16 protein-coding genes, 1 tRNA gene and 2 pseudogenes are annotated in these 19,812 nt (G+C 68.3%); 10 read left to right on the forward strand and 9 right to left on the reverse strand.

The features are described 5' to 3' along the window. Together AADI75_RS13385 and AADI75_RS13390 are read left to right on the forward strand one after the other, a co-directional pair. Window positions 1–386, forward strand: a pseudogene (locus AADI75_RS13385) (ATP-binding protein); the annotation flags it as partial. Continuing rightward, window positions 386–1,564: a VWA domain-containing protein gene (locus AADI75_RS13390; protein ID WP_341209515.1), complete on the forward strand. Its 1,179-nt coding sequence runs from the start codon at window positions 386–388 to the stop codon at window positions 1,562–1,564. The pseudogene AADI75_RS13385 and the gene AADI75_RS13390, both read left to right, overlap by 1 nt. 230 nt (window positions 1,565–1,794) lie before the next feature. On the opposite strand, the gene AADI75_RS13395 is transcribed toward AADI75_RS13390, so the two are convergent. Further along, complete coding sequence (locus AADI75_RS13395; RefSeq protein WP_341209516.1) at window positions 1,795–2,193, reverse strand: hypothetical protein; 399 nt, start codon at window positions 2,191–2,193, stop codon at window positions 1,795–1,797. A 186-nt stretch (window positions 2,194–2,379) separates the two neighbouring features. On the opposite strand from AADI75_RS13395, the gene AADI75_RS13400 reads away from it, so the two are divergent. Beyond that, window positions 2,380–5,481 carry a TRCF domain-containing protein gene (locus AADI75_RS13400; RefSeq protein WP_341209530.1) on the forward strand — a complete coding sequence of 1,034 codons (3,102 nt, stop codon included), beginning with the start codon at window positions 2,380–2,382 and terminating at the stop codon, window positions 5,479–5,481. A gap of 248 nt (window positions 5,482–5,729) precedes the next feature. Here AADI75_RS13400 and AADI75_RS13405 read toward each other — a convergent pair whose 3' ends face one another. The 5 genes from AADI75_RS13405 to AADI75_RS13425 form a co-directional block, all read right to left on the reverse strand. After that, window positions 5,730–7,031 (reverse strand): outer membrane protein transport protein, encoded by a 1,302-nt coding sequence (locus tag AADI75_RS13405; protein ID WP_341209517.1) that lies wholly within the window; start codon window positions 7,029–7,031, stop codon window positions 5,730–5,732. Window positions 7,032–7,136: 105 nt separating this feature from the next. After that, a complete protein-coding gene (locus AADI75_RS13410; RefSeq protein ID WP_341209518.1) occupies window positions 7,137–9,464 on the reverse strand; it encodes a 3-hydroxyacyl-CoA dehydrogenase NAD-binding domain-containing protein in 2,328 nt (775 codons plus the stop codon). Next, window positions 9,464–10,600 (reverse strand): thiolase family protein, encoded by a 1,137-nt coding sequence (locus AADI75_RS13415; protein WP_341209519.1) that lies wholly within the window; start codon window positions 10,598–10,600, stop codon window positions 9,464–9,466. Before AADI75_RS13415 ends, AADI75_RS13410 begins: the two co-directional genes overlap by 1 nt. Window positions 10,601–10,709: 109 nt before the next feature. After that, complete coding sequence (locus tag AADI75_RS13420) at window positions 10,710–11,435, reverse strand: TorF family putative porin (RefSeq protein ID WP_341209520.1); 726 nt, start codon at window positions 11,433–11,435, stop codon at window positions 10,710–10,712. A 7-nt stretch (window positions 11,436–11,442) separates the two neighbouring features. Continuing rightward, entirely contained in the window at window positions 11,443–11,877 is a 435-nt protein-coding gene (locus AADI75_RS13425; protein ID WP_341209521.1) for a hypothetical protein, read from the reverse strand. 153 nt (window positions 11,878–12,030) lie between these two features. Here AADI75_RS13425 and AADI75_RS13430 point away from each other — a divergent pair, with 153 nt between their 5' ends. Then, on the forward strand, window positions 12,031–12,480 hold the full coding sequence (locus AADI75_RS13430; RefSeq protein WP_341209522.1) for a DUF2721 domain-containing protein: 450 nt from the start codon (window positions 12,031–12,033) through the stop codon (window positions 12,478–12,480). Window positions 12,481–12,507: 27 nt separating this feature from the next. Here the strand turns inward: AADI75_RS13430 and lldD are convergent, their stop codons facing one another. The 3 genes from lldD to AADI75_RS13445 all read right to left on the reverse strand — a co-directional run bounded on the left by lldD (window position 12,508) and on the right by AADI75_RS13445 (window position 14,857). Beyond that, window positions 12,508–13,653 carry an FMN-dependent L-lactate dehydrogenase LldD gene (gene lldD, locus AADI75_RS13435; RefSeq protein ID WP_341209523.1) on the reverse strand — a complete coding sequence of 382 codons (1,146 nt, stop codon included), beginning with the start codon at window positions 13,651–13,653 and terminating at the stop codon, window positions 12,508–12,510. 110 nt (window positions 13,654–13,763) lie between these two features. Further along, window positions 13,764–14,576 (reverse strand): helix-turn-helix domain-containing protein, encoded by an 813-nt coding sequence (locus tag AADI75_RS13440; protein ID WP_341209524.1) that lies wholly within the window; start codon window positions 14,574–14,576, stop codon window positions 13,764–13,766. A gap of 194 nt (window positions 14,577–14,770) precedes the next feature. Continuing rightward, window positions 14,771–14,857: transfer RNA gene (locus AADI75_RS13445), tRNA-Leu, on the reverse strand. A 172-nt stretch (window positions 14,858–15,029) separates the two neighbouring features. Here AADI75_RS13445 and AADI75_RS13450 point away from each other — a divergent pair. The 6 genes and pseudogenes from AADI75_RS13450 to AADI75_RS13475 form a co-directional block, all read left to right on the forward strand. Continuing rightward, a complete protein-coding gene (locus tag AADI75_RS13450; protein ID WP_341209525.1) occupies window positions 15,030–15,959 on the forward strand; it encodes a complex I NDUFA9 subunit family protein in 930 nt (309 codons plus the stop codon). Between the two features lie 35 nt (window positions 15,960–15,994). Next, entirely contained in the window at window positions 15,995–16,804 is an 810-nt protein-coding gene (locus AADI75_RS13455; RefSeq protein ID WP_341209526.1) for an undecaprenyl-diphosphate phosphatase, read from the forward strand. A gap of 155 nt (window positions 16,805–16,959) precedes the next feature. Beyond that, entirely contained in the window at window positions 16,960–18,399 is a 1,440-nt protein-coding gene (locus tag AADI75_RS13460; RefSeq protein ID WP_341209527.1) for an NAD(P)-dependent oxidoreductase, read from the forward strand. Beyond that, the gene (locus AADI75_RS13465) at window positions 18,396–18,692 is read left to right on the forward strand and encodes a hypothetical protein (protein ID WP_341209528.1); all 297 of its coding nucleotides are present in this window, start codon (window positions 18,396–18,398) and stop codon (window positions 18,690–18,692) included. Before AADI75_RS13460 ends, AADI75_RS13465 begins: the two co-directional genes overlap by 4 nt. Next, on the forward strand, window positions 18,689–19,180 hold the full coding sequence (locus AADI75_RS13470; RefSeq protein WP_341209529.1) for a hypothetical protein: 492 nt from the start codon (window positions 18,689–18,691) through the stop codon (window positions 19,178–19,180). The genes AADI75_RS13465 and AADI75_RS13470 overlap by 4 nt, the downstream gene beginning before the upstream one ends. Next, window positions 19,167–19,812: pseudogene (locus tag AADI75_RS13475) on the forward strand (glutamate synthase large subunit); the annotation flags it as partial. The gene AADI75_RS13470 and the pseudogene AADI75_RS13475, both read left to right, overlap by 14 nt.

The raw sequence follows: 19,812 nt of genomic DNA on the forward strand, positions 1-19,812 counted from the left end.
TCATCACCTCGAACAACGAAAAGGAACTGCCCGACGCGTTCCTGCGCCGCTGCTTCTTCCACTATATCCGCTTTCCCGATCGCGAGACGATGCAGGCGATCGTCGACGTGCATTTCCCCGGCATCCAGAAGCTGCTGGTCGGCCGTGCGCTCGACATCTTCTATGAGGTACGCGAGGTGCCCGGGCTCAAGAAGAAGCCATCGACCAGCGAGTTGCTCGACTGGCTCAAGCTGCTGCTCCACGAGGACATGCCGCTCGACGTCCTTCAGAACCGCGACCCGACCAAGGCGATCCCGCCACTGCATGGCGCGCTGCTCAAGAACGAGCAGGACGTGATGCTCTTCGAACGACTGGCGTTCATGGCGCGCCGCGGCCAACGCGGCTGATGTTCCTCAGCTTCCTCGACCAGTTGCGCGCTGCCGGCATCCCGGCTGGGATGAAGGAGCATCTGCTGCTGCTCGAGGCGCTTCAGGCCGGGGTGATCGAGCGCAGCCCGGAGCAATTCTACCATCTGTCGCGCGCGATCTACGTCAAGGACGAGGGGCTGTACGATCGCTTCGACCGCGTATTCGCGCAGGTCTTTACCGGGCTGGAGACGAGCTTCGCCGAGCCCGGCGCGGCGATCCCCGACGAATGGCTGAAGGCGATCGCCGAACGCTATCTGACGCCGGAGGAGATGGCGAAGATCGCCGCGCTGGGATCGTGGGACGAGATTATGGACACGCTTCGCCGGCGGCTGGAGGAACAGCACGCCCGCCACCAGGGCGGGTCGAAATGGATCGGCACCGGCGGCACCAGCCCCTTCGGCAACGGCGGCTACAATCCCGCCGGCGTGCGGATCGGCGGCGAGTCGCGCCACCGCCGCGCGATCAAGGTCTGGGAACAGCGCGAGTTTCGCGATCTCGACAACACGCGCGAACTCGGCACGCGCAACATCAAGGTCGCGTTGCGCCGGCTTCGCCGCTTCGCGCGGGAGGGCGCGGCCGACGAGCTGGACATCGATGCGACGATCGCCAGCACCGCGCGCCACGGGTGGCTCGACGTCGCGATGCGACCCGAGCGGCGCAATGCGGTCAAGCTGTTGCTCTTCCTCGACGTCGGCGGGTCGATGGACCCCTATGTCCGGTTGTGCGAGGATTTGTTCTCCGCCGCCACCGCCGAGTTCCGGCACCTAGAATTCTTCTACTTCCACAATTGCCCCTATGAGGGCGTATGGAAGGACAATCGCCGCCGCTTTCAGGAGCGAACGCCATTATGGGACGTGCTCCATCGCTTCGGGCATGATCACAAACTGGTGCTGGTCGGCGATGCATCGATGAGCCCGTACGAGCTTACCCAGTCTGGCGGTTCGGTCGAGCATATGAACGACGAACCCGGCTCGGTGTGGATGCAGCGGCTTACCGCTACCTACCCCGCCGCGGCATGGCTCAACCCGCTGCCGGAGGCGCATTGGGACTATACCGCCACGGTTGGCATGATGCGCGACTTGATGGGCGGACGGATGTATCCGCTGACGCTCGACGGGCTAGATGCGGCTATGCGTGAGCTGACCCGCAAGCGCTGAACGGTTGCGCGCCACGCACCCATCATCGCGCAGGTTGCAATTGCTGCATCACGCTTCCTTCACCAAATAGCTGGCACACGCTGCACCGCAGCAAAGCAATTTTTTGTGAGGCCGTGATGCTCTATCTCGTCTATCTGATCGCCCAGTACCGCAATCAGGCCCGCGCGCGCGCCGAGGCTGCGAACGACATCGACGTTCGTCGCGCTGCCTGATCCACGACGGCGCGGCGCCTATTTGGCGGCGCTGCGCACATAGGGCGTGAAGTTGCCAAGCAGCAACGACGCCTTGGGGATACGCGACCCGCGGTTGATCGGGCGTACCTGATCGTTGCGACATAACTGCCCGCCGAACGGCTCGGTAATCAGGATGTCGTCGTCATCCAATGTCTCGGCGCGCGCCTGCGGCACGTTGACGTAGAGGCGCGAGCCGATCCGCCAGACCAGCGCCCGCTGCGACACGATCTGCACTGCATTATTGTCGGTCGGGCTCACCGGAATGCAGCGTACCGGCGCCTCCGCCACCCGCCCCTTCAGCAGCTTCGCCATATCCTCATCTGGACTCGACCGCGCGGCCTGCGCGGGGGCGGCAGCGGCGGCGACCAACGCCGCGGCGACGATCATGTTTTTCATGGACGGGCTCCTGGCATATCCACGCTGAACCAAGGCTGACCCCGTGTCGATCCCCGGCTGATCTGAAGCAAGCCGATGAGCCGGAACGGCGAAGCCCTGCGGCCCGTTCGTGTGGCCTATGGACGCTTCCCGCTGATGCCCGCCGTCGATCCGGCCGCCCCGCCTTCCGTTGCCGAACAGGCCGCGATGCTTGCCGAACTGCTGGCGACGCAGGATCTGATCGTCGCGCTCGCAGACGATGTTCGCGCCGCCGCGGTGGTGCAGGCGCTGGAGGCGGCGATGCCTGCCGCGATGGTGCTGTTCTGTCCCGGAAGCGACGCGCTGCCTGGCGAGGATGCGCCCCCCTCCCCGGCCAATGTCGGCCAACGCGTGTCGGCGCTGCGTCGGGCACGTCGGCTTGCGGCCGAGAAGCGCCCGCCACGGGTCGCGCTCGTCACCACCGGGGAGGCGCTGGCGCGCGCCTATCCCGCGCCCGCCGCCTTCGATTCGGTGCCGCCGACCGTCAGGCACGGCGCGGCACTCGATCTCGCAGCATTGCACGCCGAACTCGAAGACCTCGGCTATATCAGCGACGAACGCGTTGATGAGCCCGGCGAGGTCGCGTTGCGCGGTCAGGTGCTCGACGTCTTCCCCGCCGATGCCGCGCTGCCGCTGCGCGTCGAGGTCGCCGACGGCAAAGTGGTCGCGCTGCGCTGCTACGATCCCGCCGACCAACGCTCGATCGACGATGTCGCCGAGCGCGAACTCGGTCGCGTCGCGGAGCCCGCCCCCGGTGACGACCGCACCACCCTGCTCGACCATCTGCCCGACGCGACGGTGATTGTCGACGCTGCCGCAGACGACCGCCGCCGTCGTTTCCTGGCGCTCGTCGCCGACGCGACCCGCCGCGCCCCCAAACGCGCCGCGCGCGACGTGATCGACGATGCGGCGTGGCAAAAGGCCCTGGATGCGCGCGAGCGGACGACAGTGACGCGGGAAAGCGAGCCGCCACCTCGCTTCGCCGAGCAAAAGGCGCCGCTGCGTGCCTTTGCCAGACTGGCGCAGGAGGCCCGCGAGGCTGGCGACCGCGTCGTCCTGCTCGGCAGCGCGCGGGACCTGCGCTTCCTGCGCGCGCGGGTCGCCAAGGTTCTCGGCGACGAGCCCGTTGCGGTAGACGGCTGGACGAAGGTAACCAAGGCGAAACGCGGCGCGTTGCTGGCGCTCGAATGGGCCGCCGACCGCGGCTTCCGGCGCAAGGGCGTGCTCGCGGTCGCGGCCGCCGATCTGCTCGGCAGCCGCGCCGAACGCGGACAACTCGTCGGCGCGGCGACCGACGCCGGACTGCTCGACGTCGGCGAAATCCGCATCGGCGACGTCGTCGTGCACGAGGATCATGGGATCGGCGTCGTCGCGGGTCTGGAACAATTGCCCGACGATGGGGGCGACGCGATCAAGCTGACCTATGCGCAGGACGGCGTGCGTTTGGTGCCGGTCGGCGAGGCCGATCGCATCTGGCGGTATGGCGCGGAGGCGGATGCGGTGACGCTCGACCGGCTCGACGGATCGAGCTGGCAGAAGCGCCGCGGAGAGATCGACGCCGCGATCGCACAGAGCGCACGCGACCTGACCGCGCTGGCCGAGGAACGCGCCGCGCGCGATGCCCCGGTGCTCGACCCCGATCCCGCGGCTTACGAGCGGTTCGCGGCGGGGTTCGCCTTCACAGAAACCGCCGACCAGGCCAAGGCGATCGCCGCGGTGCGCGCCGACCTGGCCGCGGGCCGTCCGATGGACCGGCTGGTGATCGGCGATGTCGGCTATGGCAAGACCGAGGTCGCGCTGCGCGCCGTCGCGCTCGCTGCGCTCGCGGGCAAGCAGGTGGCGATCGCTGCGCCGACCACGGTGCTCGCGCGCCAGCATCTCGATACCTTCGTTACGCGCTTCGACGGCAGCGGCATCGAAGTCGCCGGGCTGTCGCGGCTGTCGAGCGCCGCCGAGAAGAAGCGCGTCAAGGCCGGGCTGGCCGATGGCTCGATCCAGATCGTCGTCGGCACCGGCGCGGTTGCGGGCAAGGGTGTGACCTATAAGGATCTTGCGCTGGTCGTCATCGACGAGGAACAGCGCTTCGGTGCGGCCGACAAGGACAAGTTGCGCGGGCTTTCGGCCGGGCATGTCCTGACACTGTCGGCGACGCCGATCCCGCGCACGCTGCAATCCGCCTTGGTCGGGTTGCAGCAACTGTCGATCATCGCCACCCCGCCGGCGCGTCGTCAGCCGATCCGCACCGCGGTCGGCAACTTCAACCCGGAGACGCTGCGCGGCGCGCTGCTGCGCGAGAAAAGCCGCGGCGGGCAGAGCTTCGTGGTGGTGCCGCGGATCGCCGATATGGCGCCGCTCGCCGAACAGCTCGGCAAGCTCGTCCCCGACCTCGAAGTGATCGAGGCGCATGGCAAATTGCCCGCCGACGATCTCGATGCGGCAATGGTGCGGTTCGGGCGTGGCGAAGGCGACGTGCTGCTGGCGACCAATATCATCGAGGCCGGGCTGGACGTGCCGCGCGCCAATACGATGGTGATCGCGCACGCCGACCGCTTCGGATTGTCGCAGCTCCACCAGCTGCGCGGACGGGTCGGGCGCGGCAGCCGGCGCGGGCAGGTCCTGCTGTTCACCGATCCCGACCATGAGATCGCGCTGCGGACGCTCAAGCGGTTGCGAACGCTGGAGGCGTTCGATCGGCTGGGCGCGGGCTTCGCGATCAGCGCGCGCGACCTCGACATGCGCGGCGCGGGTGACCTGCTCGGCGAGACGCAGGCCGGGCATATGAAGCTGATCGGGATCGATCTTTACCAGCAATTGCTGGAGGGTGCGCTGCGACGCGCGCGGGGCGAGGACGTCGAGCGCTGGACGCCGGAGCTGCACCTCGGGATCGAGGGGCGGCTGCCCGAGACGTGGATCCCCGACGAGGAGCTGCGCGTCACGCTTTACGCCCGGCTGGCGCGGATCACCGAGGCGGCAGCGCTCGACGCGCTGGAGGAGGAACTGGAGGACCGGTTCGGAGCGCTTCCCGACGAGGCCCGTACCTTACTAGCGACGGCGCGGCTGCGCGTCGATGCGCGCGCGGCGGGGATCGCCAAGGTGAACGCAGGGCCGGCGGCGGTGGCGCTGGAGCCGCACAACGGCACTGCGATCGATGCAGCGGCGTTCGGGCTGGAACAAAAGGAGCGGCGCTTCCTGCTGCGCGAGCGAATCGACGATCCATTCGCCCGGCTGGAGCGCGCGGGTGAGCTGGTGCGCGAGATGGCCGAGGCGTGAGCGCGCGGATGTTGGCGAAGGTGGCGCAGAGCGGGGATTGAAGCGCGTGTTGTGGCGCTGTGATGCGCGCGGGGGCTTTCAGGATAGCGGTTGTTGGACGGTGTAGGACAGCCCCGCTGTCATTCCCGCGGAGGCGGGAATCCAGACGCGCAGGTCGTCGCTGGAGCCGCACCGTTGGAGGTTCTGGATTCCCGCCTTCGCGGGAATGACGAAAGGGGAGGCGGCGAGCGCTCTCCCCTTCGCTTTCCTTAGAAGCGGACGCGGCCGCCGAGCGACAGGACGATTGCGCGGGCGTCTTCCAGACGGCCGTTGACGAGGATTGGCGTCTGCACCGCGGTGCCGGCATAAGCCGCTGTCGTGCGGTCGATCGTCGCATCCGTGAAGTCGACGTAGTTCGCCGCGGCATCCAGCGAGAAGTGCGGAGTCACGTCGAACGACGCGCCGACCGCGTAATTCCAGCGGTTGGCGTCGGGCACGCGCGCGTCACGCTCGCCATCGCGGGTCGGGGTCAGCGTGCGCTGCGCACCGCCGCGCAGCGTGAGGCGCGGCGAGACCGCATAGTCGACGCCTGCCGCATAGCTCCAGATGCTACGATAATTCTCGGGCAGTGCGGCGTTGATCGGCGCGCCGAGGCGGATCGCGTCGAACTTCTCCCAGGTGTAGCGGATCGTCTGCGCATTTAGCGTCAGCTTGTCGGTGGCGCGGAAGCGGCCGCCGACCATGATCTGCGCGGGGGTGTAGAAGGTCGCCTCGACATCGTTGAGCGTGCGGTTCTGCCCGGCGAGCGGCCCCAGCAGCCCGCTGACCGTCAGGTCGCCCTTGAGATTGTGCTCGATCGCCGATTTGTAGCTGATGCCGACGGTCGCCCAGTCGTTGTGAAGCTGCACGCCCGCGGTCCAGCCCACGTCCCAGCCGCCGCCGGCAAGTTTCTGGCTGCCGTCCGGAAGCGTCGCCGACAGATTGGGCAGCGCATTCGTCAGGCTGGCTTCGGTATGCTCGATGTTGGCGGCGCCGCCGACCCGCAACCAGTCGGTGACCGCAACCGCAACCGACGGCTGGATGTCGAACGTGCGCAGATAGGTGCGGTCGGCGCTGTACCGTGCCCAGCTGTTGTTGTCATAGTCGGTCGTGAAACTGTACGGCGAGGTCACCGCCAGGCCGACCGCGAGCCGGTCACCCAGCGGGATCGCGACCGCGCCCGATGGCAGCACGCCGTTGTTGATCGGGTCGCGCGACGACGACGAGCCGCCGACCGGCGCGAGAGTGCCGCCGGGGCGGCGGATCACGGTGCCGTTGTCGACCACATCGCCCTTGGGAAGGATCACCGACGCGCTGACCGTCGCCTCCGCCTTCTCGATCCCGGCGATCGCCGCAGGGTTCCACCACAACGACGCCGCGCCGGTATCGGCGGCTTCGCCCGAGAAGGCCCGGCCTGCGCCACGCGCGGCCTGTTCCTGAAGGTAGAAGGCCTGCGCGTGCGCGGCCCCGGCGAGCGCGGACGAACCGGCGAGCACGGCCAGCGTGGCGATGATGCGGTGACGGGTGTTCATGGCGATCCTCATGTCTTTTATGTCTGGCCCGGTATCCCAGCGCCCCGTGGCGTTGAACGCAGGATGAATTGTCTCCCCCGCCCGGGCGCACGGGGGAGCGGTGCGTCAATTGCGCAACGGTTTGCCGGTCATCAACATGCTTTCGACACGCGCATGGGTGCGTTCGTCGTGCGCGCTTTCCATGAACGCGGCGCGCTCCAGATCGAGCAATTGCTGCTCGGTGACGGTGTCGACGAGATCGGCCTCGCCGCCGGTCAGGACGTCGGCGAGCCGGCCGGCGACGACCTCGTCATAGGCGGTGGCGACACCCTTGCGGCGGAAGTCAGCGACCGCACCGGCAAGCCCGGTGCGCCCGCTCGCGCCCGGCAGGCGGAAGGTCGGCGGCTCGGGCGGAGTGTAGCCATCGACCAGCGCCAGCGCCTTCGCCTTGGCGTCGGCGAGCAGCCGGTCGCGGTTCATGGTGATGCCGTCGGTCGGGCGCAGGAACGCCATCTCCTTGGCTTGCGCCGCGGAGCGCGACACCTGCGCGGTCGAGATCAGCTCGAACGCCTTCATCACCGCCGGCATCGGCCCGCGCGGCATGCCCTTCGACTTCGCGAGCCGATCGAGCAACTCGCCATGCCCACCCCAGCCGGGCACCAGCCCGACGCCAGCCTCGACCAGCCCGATATAGCTTTCGGCATGCGCCTGCACCGCGTCGGAGTGGAGCAGCACCTCGCAGCCGCCGCCCAGCGCCATGCCCGCAGGCGCACTGACGACCGGGAACGGCGCGTATTTCAGCGCCTTGAACGCCTGCTGCCCGCCGACGATCAGCTTCTCGATCTCGCCCCACGCCCCGGCCTTCACCGCGAACAGCGCGAGCCCGAGGTTCGCGCCGGCCGAGAAGTTGCTGCCCTCGTTGTAGATCACCAGCGCCTTGCACTGTTCCTGTACCAGCGGGATCGCCTGCTGGATCAGGCTGGCGACCTCGCCGTCGAGCGCGTTCATCTTGGCGGTGAATTCGAGGCACAGCACGCCGTCGCCGATGTCCCACAGCGCTGCCGACGCGCTCTTCGCGACCGGCTGTGAGCGGCGCTTGATGTCCTCGAGGAGCACCACGCCCGCGGCGCGCGGCACGTCGTGATAGTCGCCGTCGCCGCCGAGATACTGACGCACCCCGCCCTCGACGCGGTAGAAGGGGCGGTCGCCGGCGGTGTCGAGGATCGCAGGAACGGTGCGGCCTTCGGCGCGCAGCCGCTCGGCGAGCTTGCCCGGTCCGAGCCGGTCGATCAGCTCGAACGGGCCGAACTTCCAGTTGTAGCCGAGCTTCATTGCGTCATCGATCGCGACCACGTCGTCGGCGGCCTCGCCGACCAGCATCGCGGCATAGCTCAGCACGTTGCCGAGGATCGTCCACGCATAATCGCCGACCTTGCCGGGGACGGTCACCAGCGCGGCGAGGTCCTTCTCGGCCGCGGCGGGCAGCGCCTCGGGCTTGGCCTCAGCGCGGTACTCGCCGGTGGTCAGGTCGATCGCCAGCTTGGTGCGCTTGCCGTCCGCGCCCTTGTCGAGCCGGTAGAAGCCGCCCTTGCCCTTGCGGCCGGTGAAGCCCTCCGCGATCATCCGGTCGACCAGCGGGAGCGGGCGGACGGTCGCGAAATAGGGATCGCCCGGCGGCAGCGTGTCCGACAGGCTCTTGGCGAGCAGCGGCATCAGGTCGACGCCGACGAGATCGATCAGCGCGAAGATGCCGGTCTTGGGCACGCCCATCGGACGGCCGCCGATCTGGTCGGCCTCCTCGACGGTCAGCCCCTGATCGATCGCGGCATTGACCGCGATCGCCAGCCAATAGGTGCCGATGCGATTGGCGATGAAGCCCGGCGTGTCCTTGGCGCGGACGAGGCGCTTGCCCATGAAGTGATCGACGAATGCCTCGACCTTTTCGGCGGTCGCGGAATCGGTATCCTTGCCGCGCACGATCTCGACCAGCCGCATGTAGCGCGGCGGGTTGAAGAAGTGCGTGATGAGGAAATCGTGCCGGAACTGTTCGCTGCGCCCCTCGACCAGCCGTTCGAGCGGGATCGTCGAGGTGTTCGACGACACCGCGGTGCCGGGACGCTTCAGCGCCTCCAGCCTGGCGTAGAGCGACTGCTTGATGTCGAGCCGCTCGACGATCGCCTCGACGATCCAGTCGCATTCGGCGACGCGCGCCAGATGATCGTCGATGTTGCCGGTCTCGACCAGCTTTGCCGCCGCCTTCGACATGAAGGGGGCGGGCTCGGTCTTGAGCATCTTCGCGACCGCACTTTTGGCGACCGCGTCGCGATCGTCGCCCTGCTTCGCGGGAATGTCGAGCAGCAGCACCGGCACGCCGGCATTGGCGACCTGCGCGGCGATGCCGGCGCCCATCACGCCTGCGCCGATCACGCAGACTTTTTTGATGTGGTCACTCATCACACGCGCTCCAGCACGGTGGCGATGCCCTGCCCGCCGCCGATGCACTGCGTAGCGAGCGCGTAGCGCTTGCCCTCGCGCGCCAGCAGCGCGGCGGCCTTGCCGACGATCCGCGCGCCGGTCGCGCCGAGCGGGTGGCCGATCGCGATCGCGCCGCCGTCGAGGTTGATCGTCTCTTCCTTCAGGCCGAGGTCGCGGATGCAGGCGATCGCCTGGCTGGCGAACGCCTCGTTGATCTCGACGATATCGAGGTCGTTGGCGGAAATGCCGGCGCGCTCCAGCGCCTTCTTCGACGCGCCGATCGGGCCGAGCCCCATTGTCTCGGGATCGCAGCCCGAGACGCTGATCGACTTGATCTTCGCGAGGATCGGCAGGTTGTGCTGCTTCGCGAAGTCCTCCGAGGTGACGAGCACCGCGCTCGCGCCGTCGGTAAGCGGCGAGGAGGTGCCGGCGGTTACCGAGCCGTCCTGCGAAAAGGCCGGCTTGAGTCCGGCGAGCGCCTCGGCGGTGGTGTCGGGGCGGAGCGTGCCGTCCTGATCGACTGCGCCAGCCTTGGTGCGGATCGCGACGATCTCGTCGGACAGGCGACCGTCCTCGCGCGCGGCGGCGGCCTTCTGCTGGCTCTTGACCGCAAAGGCTTCCTGCTCGGTGCGGGTGATCTGGTACTTCTGCGCGACGTTCTCGGCGGTCTGGCCCATGCCCATATACGCGCCCGCGCTCTTGGCGGCGAGTTCGGGGTTGGGGAGCGGGTTGTAGCCGCCCATCGGCACACGGCTCATCGATTCCAGCCCGGCGCAGATATACGCCTCGCCCGCGCCAACCGCGATCTGCCCCATCGCGATATGGATCGCGCTCATCGACGACCCGCAGAAGCGGTTGACGGTCATCCCGCCCACCGACAACGGCAGATCGGCGAGCAGGCCGATCATCCGCGCGACGTTCAGCCCCTGCTCGCCCTCAGGAAAGGCGCAGCCGAGCACGATGTCCTCGATCAGCGCCGCATCGACGCCGGTCTTCTCGATCAGCCCGCGGATCGTCTGCGCGGCGAGGTCGTCGGGCCGGACCCGCGCGAGCGCGCCTTTGCCCGCCAGATGGAACGGCGACCGGGCATAACCCGCAATAACGACGTCGGTCATCAGTAACCCTCTCGGTGGAATCCGTTGGCTACCGTTTACGTCAACGTCAGTGGCGGCTCAAGGGTGTTTGTGCTGAACCATCGCCCCTGCGCAGGGCGACGGCAATCGTTCAAAGGCCCAGCGAGATCCGCGCCGCCAGTCGGTCGCCCGCATGTTCCCGCACCGCGAAGCGCGATGGGTCGGCTTCGTTGCGGATATCGGTGCCGGTATATTCCAGCGCCACCGTCAGCGGCCCGGTGATATGCTGCACCCCCAACGACCAGTCGTGATAGGTCCCGCCCGGCCGCAGCCGCGCGGCACGCGTCGCGTCGTCGACGCTGCCCGACGATCGCCCGGCGCTGGCGGTCACCGTCCACGGCGTCGCCGGGATACCGACGCGCCCGCGCACCCCGAGATAGAGATTGTCGCCGCCGATCGCGCTTTGCGAGGGCGCATAGCGTGCCTCGACCCCGGCCTGCGCCGGGCCGAGCGAATAGTTGAGCCCCGCGCCCAACTCGCCATAATCCATCGCCTCGCGCGCGCCGGTGAAGAAATGCCCGGTCGCGAACGCATCGAGGCGGAAGCCGGCGAGGTCGCGGGAGTAGCCGAGCGTCGGCTCGATCACCCCGTCCGCGCCGTCGTGCCGCGCGTCGCCACGCGTGGCGAGCACGCGCGCGCCAAGGTCGAAGCCGGCGGGCAAGTCGATGCGCGCATAGGCGGACGGCGCGGCCTTACCCTCGCTCCAGCTGATCCCGCGACGGCGCTCGTCGGTGGCGAGTTCGACACCCGCCTGCACCTGTGCCGCGGCGGGCAGTGCCGCCACGCCCGAGAGCATGGCGGCGATCACGTAACGCATCCGCACCTCAGCCGCGAACCTGGTCGTGCGCGGCGTCGAGTTCGGCGACCAGCGCCTCCTGATCGCGCGCGGCGACGGCGAGCAGATGGTCGCGGACCTTGCCGCTGCGCGCCGCGACGTCCTGCGCGATCGCGTCATGCTGTGTCGCGCACCAGCCCGGCCGGCTGCCGGTCAGCGGCGCAGCGGCGCTGATCGTGCGCGCCATCACATGCCCGGCGGCGTGGCGCGCCTCGCGGTGGACGTCGACCGCGGCGGTCCAGGCGCAGCGCAGCGCGCTGGGGCGGCCCGGCGCGCCGACCGCGCCGATTTGCCGGTGCGTGACGTCGACGGTGCTGCGGTAGGTGACGTCGACCTGTTGCCCGCGGTGATCCATCTGCACGCGGTGCGCCGCTTCGGCGCTGGGGGTGCCGAGCAGCAGCCCGGCGACGATCGAGACGATCATGGCGTTTCTCCTTGCGTGGCCCCGGACCATGCTGCCCGGTGGCCGTATCCCGACATACGTACGCGCCGCCGTGCTTCAACGATCCGACCGGCCGCGTAACAATTTGTCATCCAGCGTTGTCGATCGCGCCACGACACGCCACAACATAGCGCAATGCCGCTAGCCCCCGCCCTGCCCACCATCGCCGAAGCCATCCAGGCCTCGCTCAGCCCGGTGTTCGTGCTGACCGGGATCGGCGCGCTGCTCAACGTGCTGACCGGGCGGCTGTCGCGCGTGATCGACCGCGTGCGCGTGCTGGAGGAGCGTCATCCGCAGATCGGCATCGACGAACGCGCGCGGCTGGTATGGGAATTGCGCCGCCTCGCCAAACGGATGAGCGTCATCAACTTCGCGCTGTTCCTGGCGGTGGCGAGCGCGGTGGCGACGTGCATCGTCGTCGCCTTGCTGTTCGTCGGTGCGCTGACCCACAGCCATATCGGGCCCTATGTCGCGATCAGCTTCATCCTCGCGATGTCGCTGCTGATCGCGGCCTTCGTCGCGTTCATGATCGAGGTGCGGCTGTCGAGCCAGGCGATTCGCGTCCGCGACGAACTGCTGCACTGAGCCGCCCGGGCCGTCCTTGCGGCGGTCTTACCGCACCAGCGCGTCGCCGGTGATGCGGTCGATGCTGGTGCAGCTGGTCAGCGCCATCGCGACGCGCATCTCGGCCTCGACGAGTTGCAGCATGTGGCTGACCCCCGCCTCGCCGCGCGCCGCCAGCGCATAGACCCAGGCGCGCCCGAGCAGCACGCCATGCGCCCCCAACGCCAGCATCCGCACCACGTCGAGCCCCGAGCGCACCCCGCCATCGGCCAGCACCGTCATCCGGTCGCGCACCGCCTCGGCGATCGCGGGCAAGGCGCGCGCGGTCGAAGGCACGCCGTCGAGCTGCCGCCCGCCGTGGTTCGACACCACGATCCCGTCCGCGCCCAGTTCGGCGGCGGCTAGGGCATCCTCGCGATCGAGAATGCCCTTGATGACCAGCGGCCCGTCCCAGCTCTCGCGGATGAACTCAAGGTCGCGCCACGACACGGTCGGGTCGAAATTGTTGCGCATCCAGGCGAAGAAATCCTCCAGCCCGGTGTTGCGCCCCAGCACCGGCGCGACGTTGCCGAGCTGGTGCGGACGCCCGCGCACCCCGACGTCCCACGCCCAGTGCGGTCGCAGGATCGACTGCCACGTCCGCCGCATCGTCCCCGCCAGCCCCGGCGCACCCGCCAGCCCGCTGCGATAATCGCGGTAGCGCGAGCCCGGCACCGGCATGTCGACGGTGAAGATCAGCGCGGTGCACCCCGCTTCGCGCGCCTGCGCGAGCAGGTCCTTCATGAACGCACGGTCGCGGATCATGTAGAGCTGGAACCAGAACGGCGCGTCGGTCTGCGCGGCGACTTCGCCGATCGGGCAGGCCGAGACGGTCGACAGGCAGAACGGCACCCCGGCCTTGTTCGCGGCGCGCGCCGCCTGCACCTCGCCGCGCCGCGCGTTCATCCCCGCCAGCCCAATCGGCGCGAGCGCAACCGGCAGCGCCTGCCGTCGCCCGAACAATTCGGTGGAAAGGTCGAGCGTCGAAACGTCGGTCAACACGCGCTGGCGCAGCGCGATGTCGGCCAGATCGTCGACATTGCGGCGCAGCGTCGCCTCGGCATAGCTGCCGCCATCGATATATTCGAACAGGAACCGCGGCAGCCGCCGTCGCGCCAGCTCGCGATAATCGAGCGCCGATGCCGCCTTTGCCATGTCCTGCCGGGTCCTCCGCCTTGATCGCGCGCCTGATTAGCCAAGGCGCAGAGCGATGCCACCCCTCAAGGGGAGCGACCCGCCTTTCGTCGCGCCGATAATCGGCGCGATCAGTTGTCGCGCTGCGCCATCAGCATCTGCAACCCCGGCGGCTGCGCCTGCTGCAGCGACAGATCGCGGAGCGGATCGGACGGATCGGCGCGGAACGCGACCAGACGGATATGCGCCGCGACATAGGAGTGCAGGAAGCAGCTCTGGAAGATGCTGTCGCTCCACAGGCCGTTCAGCACATGCTCCATGTCGAGCGACAGTTGCGCCATCAACTGCTGCGCGCCGTCCGCGACCACCAGCACGCCGACGCCCGGCCAGCCCTCGCCGACGAACGACGCCGCCTCGCGGTTGAACGGCACGGTCGGCCCGGCATGTTCCTCGCGATAGGCGATCCCCGCCACCGTCACGCCGCGCGCGCGCGCCGCCTCCATATCCTCGGCGAACAGGTCGAACACCGCCGGGAACAGGTCGAACAGCACGATCTCGCGCGCCTCGGCGATCATCGCGCGGACGCGTTCGATGACGTGCGGCACCGAACGGAGCTGGAAGAATTCCTCGGCGCGCGTCGGCTGATAGACGGCGCTCAGCGACTTAAACGCCTCAGTATGGCGGCGATCGAAATCGCGCTTCAGCGAGGCGAACAGCTCGGCGGGCGGGATCGGCGTGTAGGTGACCGGATCGCTGCTGTTGCTGGCGAGCAGGACGCCCTTCTGCTCCATTACCTTCAGCGCCTGATAGACGTTGGCCGGCGCCTTGCCGACGCGTTGCGACAGGCGATAGCCGGTGGCGGGCGCCTGGCGCAGCAACTCGGTATAGAGCGAGGATTCGAGATCGGTGAATCCGAAGGCGCTGAGCGCGGTGTTCGGCGGCATGGGCTACTCCGGGAAAACGGGCGGGTGCCATGTCCCGGCCGACCCGCTCCGGCGCTATATAGCAGATTTCTCGTCGATCCAGCGCGTTGCATCGGCGGAAGATCGCGTATGCTCCCCGCGCCGGCACACGCCGCAAACGCGTCGCGCGACCCCCGTTTTCCCGGTGATCACACGTCGATTTCCTGCTATAAAAATGGTGCCCAGAAGAGGACTCGAACCTCCACGACCTTGCGATCGCCAGCACCTGAAGCTGGTGCGTCTACCAATTCCGCCATCTGGGCACGGGGTAGGCCGGTGCCTCTATGGGCGGGTGCCGGGGGTGTCAACACGATTTTGTCGCAGCTCCGTCACTTTTTTGCAGCGCGGCATCGGAAGCCGCTAAACCTTGTCAACGCCGGGTGCGGCGGGCAAGGCACGTGCACGAGCTAAAGGGCTTTCGAGATGAAGGACGGCATGGACAACAAGCTTGTGACGCTGATCGGCGGCGGGGGTTTCCTCGGTCGCTACATCGCGCAGGCGCTGCTGTCGGCGGGCGCGCGGGTGCGCATCGCGCAGCGCGACCCGCGGCAGGCATTCTTCCTGAAGCCGCAGGGCGGACTGGGACAGACGCAGTTCGTCGCGGTCGACGTGACCCGGCCCGAGACGATCGCCAACGCGGTCCACGGCGCGGACGGCGTCGTCAATCTGGTCGGCACCTTCGCGGGCAATCTGGCGCGCGTGCATGTCGATGGTGCGCGGCATGTCGCGGAAGCGGCGGCCAAGCAGGGCGCGGCGCTGGTCCATGTCTCCGCGATCGGCGCGAACGCCGATGGCGACTCCCTGTACGCGCAGACCAAGGGCAAGGGCGAGGACGCGGTGCGCGCCGCCTGCCCGTCCGCGACGATCCTGCGCCCCTCGACCGTGTTCGGGCGTGAGGACCAGTTCGTGAACCGCTTCGCGGGGATGATCGCGCGATTGCCGGTTGTGCCGGTGCTCAAGCCGAACGCGCGCTTCCAGCCGGTCTTCGTCGGCGACGTCGCCCGCGCGACCGTCACCGCGCTGGCCGATCCCGAGACGTTCGGCGGGCGCACGTTCGAGCTGGGTGGGCCGGAAGTGCTGACGATGCTGGAGTTGCAGCAGCGGATCGCACGCCACATCGGCCGCACGCCGCATTTCGCCCCCCTGCCCGACGCGCTCGGCGGTTTGCTCGCCGCGTTGCCCGGCACGCCGATCACCGCGGACCAGTGGAAGCTTCTCGGCCACGACAGCGTCGTCGGCGCGGGTGCCGAGGGGCTGATCGCGCTAGGCATCGGCGCGACCCCGCTCGACGCGGTCGCACCCGACTGGCTGGTGCGATACCGCAAGGCGGGCCGCTTCGGCATGATCGAACGCGCGGCGGGCTGACCCCTGCCGCGGCCATCCACTAGCGGGGACCGCGCGTGAACGACCTTCTGACCATCATCCTCCTCGGCATCGTCGAGGGGGTCACCGAATTCCTGCCGGTCTCCTCCACGGGCCATCTCGTGCTCGCCGGCGCGTTGCTGGGCCTGTCCGAAGGCGATGCGACCTTCGACATCGTCATCCAGCTCGGCGCGATCCTCGCCGTCGTTGTGCTGTTCTGGCGGCGCTTCCTGCGCGTCGGCACCGGGCTGCTGCGGCGCGATCCGTCGGCATTCCAGTTCACGCGCAACGTCTTGCTCGGCTTTCTGCCCTCCGCGATTGTCGGTGCGGTCGCCTATTCGGCCATCCGTGCGGTGCTGGAGGCGCCGGGGACCGGACCGTTCGTGGTCGCGATCGCGCTGATCGTCGGCGGCGTCGCGATCCTGTTCATCGAACGGGTCGCGCCGCGCGCGGTCGGCGGGTCGGTCGAGACGATGTCGTGGAGGACCGCGCTGTCGATCGGCGTGGTGCAATGCCTGTCGATGATCCCCGGCGTCAGCCGCTCGGGCGCGACGATCATGGGCGCGCGCGCGATGGGGGTCGATCAGGAGACGGCCGCCGAATTCAGCTTCTTCCTCGCGATCCCGACAATGATGGGCGCGACCACGCTGGCCTTGTGGAAGAGCCGCCACGAGCTCGGCGACGCGCATCTGTCCGCGATCGCGATCGGCTTCGTCGTGTCGTTCGTGGTCGCGATGGTCGTGATCCGCTGGTTCATGGCGATCGTCACCAAGCATGGCTTCGCGCCGTTCGCCTGGTATCGAATCATCGTCGGCGTGGCCGCGCTGGCTGCCTTGGCGATGCGGTAAGCATCAAAGCGGACCTTTATTCCTGACCTTCTTGCAAGCTGGTCGCAGCTACTAGCAAGAAGCGACGATTTTTAGGGCAGCTTTGCTGTCGCAAATGCGGAATCGGGCGTGACAGCGCCGGGTCCATGTGAGAGGTCGGCGATCGGAGGACACCGATGGCCGACATGCTCAAGTTCGTTGAACGCCCGCAATCCTATCCGGCAAAGCGCGCCGCGGAGGCGCGCGCCGAGGATTTCCGCGAGATCGCCGAACGCTATGCCACCCCCGCCGCCGAGGATCAGGCCGGGCGTTGTTCGCAATGCGGCGTGCCTTATTGCTCGGTGCACTGCCCGCTCCACAACCACATCCCGGACTGGCTGCGACTGACCGCGGAAGGGCGGCTGCGCGAGGCGTATGAGTTGAGCAACGCCACCTCGACGATGCCCGAGATTTGCGGTCGCATCTGCCCGCAGGACCGGCTGTGCGAGGGCAATTGCGTCATCGAGTTCAGCGGCCACGGCGCGGTGACGATCGGCTCGGTCGAGAAGTTCATCACCGACACCGCCTGGGAAGAAGGCTGGGTCGAGCCGCTCGTCCCCGGCCCGGCGCGCGGCCAGTCGGTCGGCGTGATTGGCGCCGGCCCTGCCGGCCTCAGCGCTGCCGAATATCTGCGCGGGCACGGTTATGAGGTGCATGTCTACGACCGTCACGATCGCGCGGGCGGTCTGCTGACCTACGGCATTCCCGGCTTCAAGCTGGAGAAGCCGGTCGTGATGCGCCGGGTCGAGCGGCTCAAGGCGGGCGGGATCGTCTTCCACGAAGGGTTCGAGGTCGGCCGCGACGCGACGCTCGACGAATTGCGCGCGCGCCACGACGCGCTGCTGATCGCGACCGGCGTTTATAAGGCGCGCGCGATCGACGTGTCGGGTAACGACCTGAACGGCGTTGTCGCCGCGCTCGACTATCTTACCGCGTCGAACCGCAAGAGCTTCGGCGACGACGTGCCAGAGTTCGAGGACGGTCGCCTGAACGCCGCCGGCAAGAACGTCGTCGTGATCGGCGGCGGCGACACCGCGATGGACTGCGTCCGCACCGCAATCCGCCAGGGTGCCACGTCGGTGAAGTGCCTGTATCGTCGCGACCGCGCCAACATGCCGGGCTCGCAGCGTGAGGTCGCTAATGCTGAGGAGGAAGGCGTCGAGTTCGTGTGGCTCTCCGCCCCGGCCGGCTTCTCGGGCGAGGACGGCGCTGCGACGGCGGTGCGCGCCAACCGGATGCGGCTCGGCGCGCCCGACGCCAGCGGCCGCCGCGCGCCCGAGGTCGATCCCGGCGCGGCGGAGGACATGCCCGCCGATCTGGTCATCAAAGCGCTCGGCTTCGATGCCGAGGAACTGCCGAAGCTGTGGGGCGCGCCCGAACTGGGCGTGACGCGCTGGGGCACGGTGCTGGTCGACAGCAAGACGCTGATGACCAGCCTCGACGGCGTGTTTGCGGCGGGCGACATCGTGCGCGGCGCCTCGCTGGTGGTGTGGGCGATCCGCGACGGCCGCGACGTGGCGGCGACGATGCACAAGTATCTGAAGGCGAAGGCCAAGGAAGCGAAGGTGGCGGCATGAGGTTGGATCCCGGCGAGGCGGAGGCAATCCGGCGCGCCGCGCGCCGGGCGTTCGGCCCGTCGGCCGTCGTCCGACTGTTCGGCAGTCGCACCAGCGAAGCGCGCAAGGGGGGCGACATCGACCTCCACGTTGAAGTCGAGGAAGATATCAGCGAATGGTCCGCGCGTGCGCGCTTCGATGAGGCATTGTTCGCGCAAATAGAAGAGCAGAAGGTGGACGTTGTGATGCATCGTCGCGGCGAACCGCCGTCTGCAATAGACTTGATCGCGCTACGCGACGGGATCATCTTGTGACACGCGACGGTGAAATCGCGATGCTGCGTGAGCATTTGGCGACAGTCGCCCGTCTTGCCGACCGGCTGGTCGTGCTGCGCGCGCGGCTGGAACCGATCATGCCAATCGACGCCGATCGGATGCGTAGCCTCGATCCGGACCGCGACATTGACGTGCTGGCCTTCCTGAAAACGTTCGAGCAATTGGAAGATACGCTCGGTCGTACCCTGAAAACGATCGCCATGCTGATGCAACTCGGCAAAGTCGAGCGACTGACACCGCGTGACGTGGCCCAGCGCGCTGCCGCACTTGGCGTGATCGACGATCCGAAGGTCTGGGCCGATGCGGTGCGGGTCCGCAATGAATTGGCCCACGAATATCCCCTGCGTCCCGACAAGCAGGCCGCGCAGGTCAACGCCGCTTGGGAGAAGAGCGAAACCCTCTTCGCCACGCGGCTATCCATCGACAATTTCGTAGAGCGGGAAAGGCTTCTCCATGGCGACATCTGATCGCAACCGCCAGTATCTCGCCGAACACGGCATGTACCGCCCCGAGTTCGAGGGCGACGCCTGCGGCGTCGGCCTCGTCGCCGCGACCGACGGCAAGCCGTCGCGCCGCGTCGTCCAGTCCGCGATCGACGCGCTCAAGGCGGTATGGCACCGCGGAGCGGTCGATGCCGACGGCAAGACCGGCGACGGCGCGGGTATCCACGTCGATCTGCCGGTGCGCTTCTTCGACGATTGCGTCGCCGCCAGCGGGCACAAGGCGATGCCGAACCGGCTTGCGGTCGGCATGGTGTTCCTGCCGCGCACCGATCTGTCGGCGCAGGAAACCTGCCGCACGATCGTCGAATCCGAGGTGATCGGCGCGGGCTATACCATCTATGGCTGGCGGCAGGTGCCGGTCGACGTCTCGGTGATCGGGATGAAGGCGCAGTCGACCCGCCCCGAGATCGAGCAGATCATGATCGCCGGCCCGCTGCCTGGCGACGTCTCCGCCGAAGAATTCGAGAAGAACCTGTATCTGGTCCGTCGCCGGATCGAAAAGCGCGTGATCGCGGCGCAGATCCAGGGCTTCTACGTCTGTTCGCTGTCGTGCCGCTCGATCATCTACAAGGGGCTGTTCCTCGCCGAGAGCCTGT

The sequence above is a fragment of the uncultured Sphingomonas sp. genome, from assembly GCF_964021865.1.
GTDB lineage: Bacteria > Pseudomonadota > Alphaproteobacteria > Sphingomonadales > Sphingomonadaceae > Sphingomonas.